6 protein-coding genes and 4 pseudogenes are annotated in these 7,532 nt (G+C 56.5%); 6 read left to right on the top strand and 4 right to left on the bottom strand.

Going from position 1 to position 7,532, the window contains the following annotated elements; genetic code table 11:
* A partial coding sequence (tnpB, locus tag ACF8EA_RS23875) for an IS66 family insertion sequence element accessory protein TnpB (protein WP_392523495.1) occupies positions 1–240 on the top strand: 240 nt, incomplete at its 5' end.
* A gap of 19 nt (positions 241–259) precedes the next feature.
* Here the strand turns inward: tnpB (ACF8EA_RS23875) and tnpB (ACF8EA_RS23870) are convergent.
* A pseudogene (gene tnpB, locus ACF8EA_RS23870) lies at positions 260–355 on the bottom strand (IS66 family insertion sequence element accessory protein TnpB); the annotation flags it as partial.
* A gap of 282 nt (positions 356–637) precedes the next feature.
* Between tnpB (ACF8EA_RS23870) and ACF8EA_RS23865 the strand changes: the two are divergent.
* Positions 638–906: pseudogene (locus tag ACF8EA_RS23865) on the top strand (hypothetical protein).
* Positions 907–1,408: 502 nt separating this feature from the next.
* Here the strand turns inward: ACF8EA_RS23865 and ACF8EA_RS23860 are convergent.
* Positions 1,409–1,798, bottom strand: a complete 390-nt coding sequence (locus ACF8EA_RS23860; RefSeq protein WP_392523493.1) for a hypothetical protein — start codon at positions 1,796–1,798, stop codon at positions 1,409–1,411.
* A 110-nt stretch (positions 1,799–1,908) separates the two neighbouring features.
* On the opposite strand from ACF8EA_RS23860, the pseudogene ACF8EA_RS23855 reads away from it, so the two are divergent.
* Positions 1,909–2,480 (top strand): annotated as a pseudogene (locus ACF8EA_RS23855) (transposase); the annotation flags it as partial.
* A gap of 31 nt (positions 2,481–2,511) precedes the next feature.
* Here the strand turns inward: ACF8EA_RS23855 and ACF8EA_RS23850 are convergent.
* Together ACF8EA_RS23850 and ACF8EA_RS23845 are read right to left on the bottom strand one after the other, a co-directional pair.
* Positions 2,512–3,373 (bottom strand): annotated as a pseudogene (locus ACF8EA_RS23850) (IS5 family transposase).
* A 285-nt stretch (positions 3,374–3,658) separates the two neighbouring features.
* Positions 3,659–4,303: a hypothetical protein gene (locus ACF8EA_RS23845; protein ID WP_279935592.1), complete on the bottom strand. Its 645-nt coding sequence runs from the start codon at positions 4,301–4,303 to the stop codon at positions 3,659–3,661.
* 115 nt (positions 4,304–4,418) lie between these two features.
* On the opposite strand from ACF8EA_RS23845, the gene rfbB reads away from it, so the two are divergent.
* From rfbB to rfbA, 3 genes are read left to right on the top strand one after another with little or no spacing between them, the layout of a single operon-like run.
* Positions 4,419–5,489, top strand: coding sequence for a dTDP-glucose 4,6-dehydratase (gene rfbB / locus ACF8EA_RS23840; protein WP_021783069.1), 1,071 nt, complete (start codon positions 4,419–4,421; stop codon positions 5,487–5,489).
* Positions 5,486–6,391, top strand: a complete 906-nt coding sequence (gene rfbD / locus ACF8EA_RS23835) for a dTDP-4-dehydrorhamnose reductase (protein ID WP_084852126.1) — start codon at positions 5,486–5,488, stop codon at positions 6,389–6,391. The genes rfbB and rfbD overlap by 4 nt, the downstream gene beginning before the upstream one ends.
* Before the next feature lie 8 nt (positions 6,392–6,399).
* The gene (gene rfbA, locus ACF8EA_RS23830; RefSeq protein WP_021783071.1) at positions 6,400–7,281 is read left to right on the top strand and encodes a glucose-1-phosphate thymidylyltransferase RfbA; all 882 of its coding nucleotides are present in this window, start codon (positions 6,400–6,402) and stop codon (positions 7,279–7,281) included.
* Positions 7,282–7,532 lie beyond the last annotated feature (251 nt).

Genomic DNA, 7,532 nt, shown 5'->3' with positions numbered 1-7,532 from the left:
CGTAACCGCATCAAGGTGTTGTATTGGGAGCGCAACGGCTTCTGCCTTTGGCTCAAGCGCCTCGAAGCCGAGCGTTTCAAAACTTCACCCGACGCGACCGACGAAGCTATCGTACTGACCGTCCAGGAACTGAATTGGCTACTCGACGGTTTCGATCTCTGGCGCAACCGTCCGCATCAGGTTTTGACTCCTCGTTTCGTCGCCTGCGCCAAAGGTCGAAGCCAAAGAGTAACCAGTTAAGTTCCTGGACGGTCAGGACGATAGCTTCGTCGGTGGCGTCGGAGGAAGTTTTGAAACGCTCGGCTTCGAGGCGCTTGAGCCAAAGGCAGACGCCGTTGCGCTCCCAGTACAACACCTTGATGCGGTTACGGGCTTTATTGAGGAAGATGAAAAGCGCCGGTCAAGGTAGAAAAACCAACTCAGATGATCTAGAAATACATGGCTTGCCCGTGCTTGCTGGCGATATTACCGCCATTTAGTACACCAATTAGTTACCGCTGGACTGTCTCGAAATGTGTGCGCTCCATGATCCCCACATTCCAAGTAAAAGAATGTGGGGATCATGGAGCGGTTACGAAGTGATCGTGATAGGTCAGACATTGGCGACCCTCGCATTCAAGGACAGAAATGAAACGTTTTGTTCATTATAATTCTTCTAGCCATCGCCGGATGTGCCGCAACAGGCAAAACCACAGTCAGGAACGGGAATAAAGGTCTGCATATCAATGTTCTGGTCTTTATTCATCTTGGGGCAAGTGCTATAGCAAGGCTGCGGCTTCCTGCAGTTCGCGCAGCTACAAGGTCGTCGCCCGATCCGGTGACACGGATGAAGAAGAGGATGATTTTTTGTTCGGTATAAAACCTGCCGATTATACCAGTCGCAGTATGATTGTGATCTGTAACTAATTCCGAGCACCCCGATGCTCAAGCCTCTTGGGTGAAACGGCATAGTTGCGGCTATGATATTCGCCAGTTAGTCTGCTCCCAGGAGCCAAACACAGTGAGGGTCTTATCCGGCTTAGCTTCGTCAAGTCGGATACTCGCAAGCCGGAATACATCGTAGGGTCCCTGCAGTTGCCCATTGGTTAGGCGAGTGCTTGAAATCCGCTTCGGCATTTCTCTTATCTATCTTGCGCAGGTGCTCTGCGCTCAGCGGCAGCGTCTTGCGGTCGCCCAGCAGTATCAGCTCGACAACAATGGAGCCGATGGCCACAGTCAAGCATACCAAGGCATTGTATTTCTCGCTTGGCGTATGATGCCTGCCTACCGTGCAGACTTAGCTGGTATCGGGCTGAATGCGGACCTGCAGAGCAGGTACTGCGCCTGTTAGCGTTGGTGGCGAAGGCAAGCATGGACGGATTGGTGTGCTCTGCTACACAGGGACTGCGCGGATGCAGTCCCATTTGTCTCAATGAGCGATGTCCATGGTGCTTGCGGCTGTTGCGCGGACGATCGCGACATCGATGTGGTAAGTGGCGAAGTCGCTGGAGCGTACGGTGGTGCCAAGTGTGGCGTTTAGTACCACGTCGTGCTGCCGTTTGATATCTTGTAATGGGCTGGAAAACTGATGCTCATTCACCAGTATCAGAAGCGCGCAGTCTGCGCCATCCGCGAAGCACTGTTTTAGTTCTGTGACGTTGAACGCAAGGGCGACGCCACGTTGGTAGGCCTCGACTAGGTCATGCGTGCTGCCAATATTCAGATTTAGCGCGTGTTGCGTAGCTCGGCGGTGGGCGACCTTTGCTAAGGTCATCGCATGGCCGCATGCCTGAAGAAACAACGATTCGTACCACTCCACAGCATTCTCCTTTTTAAAAGCGCAACATCAATACCTGATTTTTCGGGTGCGTACCAGCGTCAAGATGGCAGTAAAAGTCCAGTCACGCTGAGTCAGCTGATTTTTGCCCTCAGATCAAATTCGAGCAAATGCATGATCGCTTGCGTGCACAATGGCGGGGCAGAGCAGAGCTCGATTTCAATCCGGCAGCGGCTATTTTGGACCCTCAATCGACCCGCAGTTCTCCGCAGGGTGGTTGCAGTGGCTATGACGATACCAAGAAGGTGGAGGGGCGCAAGCGAAGTCTGATAGTGGATACGTTGAGCTTGCTCTTGGCGGTGAGTATCAGCGGCGCCAGTGTGCAGGATCACGTCGCGGCAGATGACACGGCGGCTTACTCGAAGGAAAAATACCCGTCATGGAATACGCTCTTCGTCGACAATGCGTACGCTGGGAAGTGGGTTTAACGCATGCTTCACACGCACTCGTTCGACGTTCAGGTGATCCGAGGTCCAAACAATAGAAAAACGGGTCAATGACAGTCAGAACAAGGAGACCCGTTCAGTGCAACGCCTGCCCCAATCGGCTTTGTGGTGATGCTCAAGCGCTGGGTTGTGGAGCGGACTTATGCTTGGAATGAAAGGGTTCGGCGACTGATCATGCATACGACCGGCTGTCCACTGTGAGTGAAGCATGGGTATAGCTGACCGAGGCATGCCACCTCGAGCGCCGACTCACGCCATGATTTTGTCTACACTCTCCTGTCGCAAACACCGCATGGAACAGCCAGTGTGACCATGGCCGCATAGTTTTTCGCGAGCTTGTCAAAGCATGTTGCGATGCGGCGGTTATATTTCAGCCAGCCAAACATACGCTCAATGATGTTGCGCTGCCGGTCCTTGGGCCGATCAAACAATCTGGGTAAGCCAGTCTTGGGATTGCGCTTCATCGAGCGCATCGGAATGACGGGTTGCATTCGATACTGGTCGCAGTAGCGGCGCACAGCTTCGGCGTGGTAGCCCTTGTCGGCAAGCAACCACTTGCAGCGTTTACACGGACGGCCACGTTGGCTCGATGGAATGCTAACATCGCCCAGCAGCAGTTGGGCGTAGCTGATGTCGCTGGCTTGACCGCCAGGGAGAAGGAAGCGCAACGGTATCCCGTTAGCGTCGCAGAGCATGTAGATCTTGGTTGTGAGGCCACCGCGACTGCGGTCTAGACCGTGATCGGCAGGCTCGTCAGGCCCCCTTTTTTCCGAGCTCCAGATGAGGCTCGGGTTGCACGTACTGCAGTTGGGTCGATCATCCAGATTTGCAGAACGATCAATCCTTGCTCATTCACTCTCAGGTGTAAGCGTTTGAGCATCTGATCGAACGTCCCCTGATTTCGCCAGCCGCGAAACCGTTGATACACTGGTGACCATGGGCCGAAGCGTTCTGGCATATCTCGTCATGCAGCACCCGAGCAGAGCACTCAGAGCACGCCATTGAGCATCAGGCTTTTGCTCAGGCGTGGCCGCCCTCGGCCGTGAGATTCGATGAAGAGATCGGAGACTACATCCCAGGCCTCGTCCGAGAGTTCGTAACGTTTTGCCATCACAGAATTCTTTTCCGTCGATGGCCGGGAGCCCTACAGAATTTCAGCTTCCGAAGGGCGGCAATTGGGTTTCTCGGGATATCGTACAGAGCCTAGCGGACATTCATAAGAACTATGGTGCCGAAGCATTGGAAAGGTGCCTGACGATCAGTACCCTCGGCGTAGTGGGAGATCGCACAATGCACCATTACCTGCAGGCCATACCACTCATCATCTTGGTATCGGTCGCAGCCTCGTTGTTTTGCTGCTGAGAATACCTTTCCTACAGGCTGATATCTTATCAACTTACAAATTGGGGCTTTCTGCCCCAGGCACGGACTCAAGCTGGCCCACGTCCGTACCAACCATCGAAGTCGAAAAAGTAACCGAATACCGCCCAAGATCACTAAGATCGCGGCCAAAATCAACAGCTACCCCTTCAGAGTTCCACTTATAAACCTCAGCTTCATACGAAGCCCCTGACTTCAACTTCACCCAATGAGCCGCACTTGTCGCCGGCTTCCCAAGCTTGTCAGTCAGCATCTCTTTAACCAGATACAAATTATTAGCATTACCCGTCAGAACCAACTGACTAACAGCCCCATCATCCACCGTCGCAAACAACCTGTACCCCGGCGAAATAGGTAGATACGGCAACCCCCGCACTTCAAAGCGTCCCGCCTTCTTGGTGGCAACGCGGCAAGGCTCGGTAGGGCGTACTTCCCCCTTTGCACACTCCGGCACCTCGGTCAAAAAATCCCCTTGCGGGTCAACCCCCAGGAAGGCACTAGGCGCGACCACCCGGTGAGCGAGCGGCGTGGACTGTGCCCAGACAGGCGTGGAAGCAAACAAGGCCGCAACAGCGACCGAAGGAAATATAGAAGGCATAAACATCCCTGTGAGCCCAGATGGCGTTCCTGAGAAGATTTCGTATTTTGCCTCGCGGTCCATGACAGAACAACCGTCAAATGCGTGAACGGTGTCTTACCGCAACACGCCGACAGCGTTCCCGTCTAGAATTGCGCCAATAACATCCTTCGACATCCACTCGAGAAGCGTCAAGCCTATGACAATCCTGGTAACCGGCGGCGCCGGCTTCATCGGTGCGAATTTCGTGCTGGATTGGGTAAGCCAGTCAGGCGAAACCATCGTCAATCTGGACAAGCTGACCTATGCCGGCAACCTGCGGAGCCTGGCTAGCCTGGAGGGTAATCCGCAACATGTCTTCGTGCATGGGGATATCGGCGATGGGCCGTTGGTGCAAAGGCTGTTGGCAGAGCATCGCCCGCGCGCTGTGCTCAATTTCGCCGCCGAGTCGCACGTCGACCGCTCCATTCACGGGCCCCAGGCATTCGTTGAAACCAATGTGGTGGGTACCTTCCAGTTGCTGGAAGCCGTGCGGGGTTACTGGCATGGCCTGGATGAGGCAGCGCGGGCGGCGTTCCGCTTCCTGCATGTTTCCACCGACGAGGTTTATGGTTCGCTGAAAGCCGGTGAGCCTGCGTTCACCGAAACCCACCAATACCAGCCGAACAGCCCGTACTCTGCCAGTAAGGCGGCCAGCGACCATCTGGTGCGTTCCTATCACCATACCTATGGCTTGCCGGTGCTCACCACCAATTGCTCGAACAACTACGGGCCGCTGCATTTCCCCGAGAAGCTGATCCCGCTGATGATCGTCAATGCCTTGGCTGGCAAGCCGCTTCCGGTGTATGGCGATGGGCAGCAGATTCGCGACTGGCTATACGTCAAGGACCACTGCAGTGCCATCCGCCGTGTGCTGGAAGCAGGGCAGGTGGGAGAGGTGTACAACGTCGGCGGCTGGAACGAAATGCCCAACCTGGGCATCGTCCACCGCGTATGCGCGCTGCTCGATGAACTTCGCCCGCGGGCTGACGGGCAGCCTTATGCCAGCCAGATCAGCTTCGTTACCGACCGCCCAGGCCACGATCGCCGTTATGCAATTGATGCCCGTAAGCTTGAGCGCGAGCTCGGCTGGAAGCCTGCCGAAACCTTCGAAACCGGCATTCGCAAGACGGTTACCTGGTACCTGGCTAACCAGGATTGGGTCAAAGGCGTCATGGACGGCAGCTACCGTGACTGGGTCGCGCAGCAATATGGGGCTGACAAAGTTTGAAAATCTTGCTGTTGGGGAAGAACGGACAAGTTGGATGGGAGTTGCAGCGTGCCCTCGCGCCTTTGGGTGAGGTGATTGCGCTTGACCGCCAAGGCGACGGTGAGTTGTGCGGGGACCTGAGTGATCTCGAGGCGCTGGCGGCGACAGTGCGCTCGCTGGCCCCGGACGTGATCGTCAACGCTGCGGCATACACGGCAGTGGACAAAGCCGAGAGCGAGCCAGAACTGGCTGCCCGTATCAATGCCGAAGCCCCGGGCGTTCTGGCATGTGAGGCCGCCAGGCTGGGAGCATGGCTGATCCACTACTCCACAGACTATGTGTTCGATGGCAGTGGGCAGGCGCCGTGGCAAGAGGATGCCCCCACCGGCCCGCTGTCTGTCTATGGCCGTACCAAGCTCGATGGCGAGCGGGCCATTGCGGCCAGCGGTGCCGCTGCCGTAGTGCTGCGTACCAGCTGGGTATATGCCGCGCGCGGCCACAACTTCGCCAAGACCATGCTGCGCCTGGCGGCCGAGCGCGATGCGCTCAATGTGGTGGCAGACCAGTTTGGCGCCCCCACTGGCGCGGAGCTGGTCGCCGATGTTACCGCCCATGTTCTGCGGCAAATCTTCAGTGCGCAGGATGCTGGCGACTTGGCCGGCACCTACCATCTTGCTGCAGCCGGTGAAACCAGCTGGCACGGCTATGCCCAGTTCGTATTGGCCCATGCCTGCTGCAATGGCGTTGCCTTGAAGGTCTCTGCTGAGCAGGTAGGGGCAATCAGTACCGACGCCTACCCGGTGCCGGCGTCACGCCCGCGAAATTCCCGGCTGGCGTTGGCTAAACTCGAAAAGACCTTCAACCTCAAGATGCCGCTTTGGCAACAAGGTGTGCAACGCATGCTGGACGAAATCCGGCGTTAGGAATAGTTATGGCACGTAAAGGACTCATTCTGGCCGGTGGCTCTGGCACTCGCCTGCACCCCGCCACACTGTCGGTATCGAAGCAACTTTTGCCGGTGTACGACAAACCGATGATCTACTACCCGCTCAGTACACTGCTGCTGGCCGGCATTCGTGACATCCTGATCATATCCACGCCCCAGGACACTCCGCGTTTCGAGCAACTGCTGGGTGACGGCAGCCGTTGGGGCATCAACCTCTCGTATGCCGTGCAGCCTAGCCCGGACGGCTTGGCCCAGGCGTTCACGATCGGGGCAGACTTCATTGGTAACGCTGCGTCTGCCTTGGTGCTGGGTGACAACATTTTCTATGGTCACGACTTCCAGGCGCTGCTACAGAGTGCTGATCAGCGGCAGACGGGCGCGTCCGTCTTTGCCTATCACGTCCAGGACCCGGAGCGTTACGGGGTCGCGGAGTTCGACGGCAGCGGGCGTGTGTTGTCGATTGAAGAAAAGCCGAAAACGCCGAAGTCCAACTATGCAATCACTGGTCTTTATTTCTACGACAACCAGGTTGTCGACTTGGCCAGGCAGCTGAAACCGTCGGCACGCGGCGAACTGGAAATCACCGACCTCAATAACTTGTACCTGCAGCAGCAGCAACTGCAGGTCGAGATCATGGGGCGTGGTTATGCGTGGCTGGATACCGGTACCCACGACAGCTTGCTGGATGCCAGCCAGTACATTGCCACCATGGAGCGGCGCCAGGGCCTCAAGGTGGCTTGCCCTGAAGAGATTTGCTACCGCGCGGGCTGGATCGATGCTGAGCAACTTGAGCGCCTTGCCCAGCCGCTGCTGAAGAACGGTTACGGCCAGTACTTGAAGAACTTGCTTGAAGTAAAGGCATTTTGATGTGCGCTATTCCATGAGCCTTTCCAGATGTCTTTCTGGTTACCCCAAAGGCTTTCGGTGATGAGCGTGGTTTTTTCTACGAGGGTTTACTGGGCCCAGCGTGAAGGTTGCATTGCCAGGGAGGGTCCACAGATTGCCATCGAATGGCCGGTAGCCTTTGAACCCGCGCTGTCTGCCAAGGGCCGGCTCGGCAGGGGGTCGTGTTGGGTTGAAGGTGTCTGGGGGGCTTGAGAGGTTTGGCGCCTGTGAGA

The organism is Pseudomonas sp. YQ_5 (genome assembly GCF_043103305.1).
Lineage (GTDB): Bacteria > Pseudomonadota > Gammaproteobacteria > Pseudomonadales > Pseudomonadaceae > Aquipseudomonas > Aquipseudomonas putida_Y.
Note: the sequence above shows the minus strand (reverse complement) of the source record. Positions and strands in the feature narration are given on the sequence as shown.